At 74.0% G+C, this 1,903-nt stretch carries 1 protein-coding gene; it reads left to right on the top strand.

The genetic code is table 11. From position 1 onward, the window contains the following. Positions 1–230 precede the first annotated feature (230 nt). The gene (locus ACFV6I_RS30865; protein ID WP_380428833.1) at positions 231–1,802 is read left to right on the top strand and encodes an Ig domain-containing protein; all 1,572 of its coding nucleotides are present in this window, start codon (positions 231–233) and stop codon (positions 1,800–1,802) included. Positions 1,803–1,903 lie beyond the last annotated feature (101 nt).

Raw genomic sequence — 1,903 nt, 5'->3', positions numbered from 1 at the left:
CGGAGACCGCAGGCCCGTCGGTGGGGGGGGGGGCGGGGCGGCCCCGGGGGGGGTTCACTAATTCACCACCCGTTCAACCCCCCCCCCCCCACGCCGCCCCCCCGGGGGGGTGGGCGAACCACCCGTACCGGCACGGCGCCGTCCCGCTGCGCGGCCACCAGGCCGCACCGAACGCCACCTCCGCCAACAACCTCAACTACGGTGGCGGGGCGGGCAGTCCGAGCATCGGCGTGACCACCGGACCGGAGCACGTCTACCTGGTGTTCTGGGGCTCCCAGTGGGGCAGCTCCGGCACCGACACCAACGGCAACACCACGCTCAGCGGCGACGCCAAGGGCATGGCCCCGCGCCTCCAGCAGCTGTTCAAGGGCATCGGCGCGGGCAGCGAGCTCTGGTCCGGCGTCATGACGCAGTACTGCGAGGGCGTCGCCGCCGGCTCCCAGACCTGCCCGAGCAACTCCGCGCACGTCGCCTACCCCACCGGCGGCGCGCTCGCCGGCGTCTGGGTGGACACCTCCGCCGCGGCGCCCGCCTCCGCGACCGGCAACCAGATCGGCGCCGAGGCGGTCAAGGCGTCCGGCCACTTCGGCAACACCACGGCCGCGGCCAACCGGAACGACCAGTACGTCGTCGTCTCCCCCACCGGCACCACCCCCGACGGCTTCAACACCGCGTCCGGCAACTTCTGCGCCTGGCACGACTACACCGGCGACACCACGCTCACCGGCGGCGCCGTCTCCTCCCCGTACGGCGAACTGGCCTTCACCAACCTGCCGTACGTGACCGACGCGGGCTCCGGCTGCGGCCAGGGCTTCGTCAACGCGGGGACGGCCGGCACCCTGGACGGCGTCACCATCGTCGAGGGCCACGAGTACGCCGAGACCATCACCGACCAGAACCCGGCCGGCGGCTGGACCGACAGCAGCGGCGCCGAGAACGGCGACAAGTGCGCCTGGGTCAGCAGCGGCCAGGGCGCCTCGGCGAACGTCGGCTTCACCACCGGCAGCTTCGCCATGCAGTCGACCTGGGCGAACGACTTCAACAGCGGTGCGGGCGGCTGCGAGATGTCCCACCCGATCGTCGGCGGCACGACCGGCAACACCGTCACCGTCACCAACCCGGGCGCCCAGGCCGGCACCACCGGCAAGGCCGTCAGCCTGCAGATCGCGGCGACCGACAGCGCCTCCGGCCAGACCCTCACCTACACGGCGAGCGGCCTGCCGGCCGGCCTGTCCATCTCCGCCTCCGGCCTGATCAGCGGCACCCCGACCACCGCCGGCACGGCGAGCGTCACGGTCACCGCCAAGGACGCCACCGGCGCCTCCGGTTCCGCCGCCTTCGGCTGGACCGTCACCTCCGCGGGCGGCGGCGGCCTCACCAACGGCGGCTTCGAGACCGGCACCCTGAGCGGCTGGGCCTCCACCGGCAGCGCCGCCGCCTCCAGCGCCGCCAAGCACACCGGCGGCTACGGCGCCATGCTCGGCTCCACCGGCCCCACCACCACGTCCACGGCCAGCCAGACCTTCACCGCCCCGACCGGCAGCAGCAAGGTCGCCTTCTGGTACGACGTCACCTGCCCGGACACCGTCACCTACGACTGGGCGACCGCCACGCTCAAGGACAACACCACCAACACCACGACCACGGTGCTCGCCAAGACCTGCACCAGCGGCCTCGGCTGGAAGTCCGCCTCCGGCACCGTCACCCCGGGGCACAGCTACACGCTCACCCTCACCAACGTGGACGACAACTACCCGGGCGACCCGACCTACACCTACTACGACGACGTGGCCGTCTCCTGACGGCCGCCCGTCCACGCCCCTGACGCCGCCCCCCGGGGGGCCCGCCCCCCGCCCCCCCCGCGGTGGGGGCCCCGCCCCCGGCGGCAGCGGCCTGCGCCCCG

This window comes from Kitasatospora sp. NPDC059803, assembly GCF_042732255.1.
GTDB lineage: Bacteria > Actinomycetota > Actinomycetes > Streptomycetales > Streptomycetaceae > Kitasatospora.
This window is presented reverse-complemented; position numbering and strand designations above follow the sequence as displayed.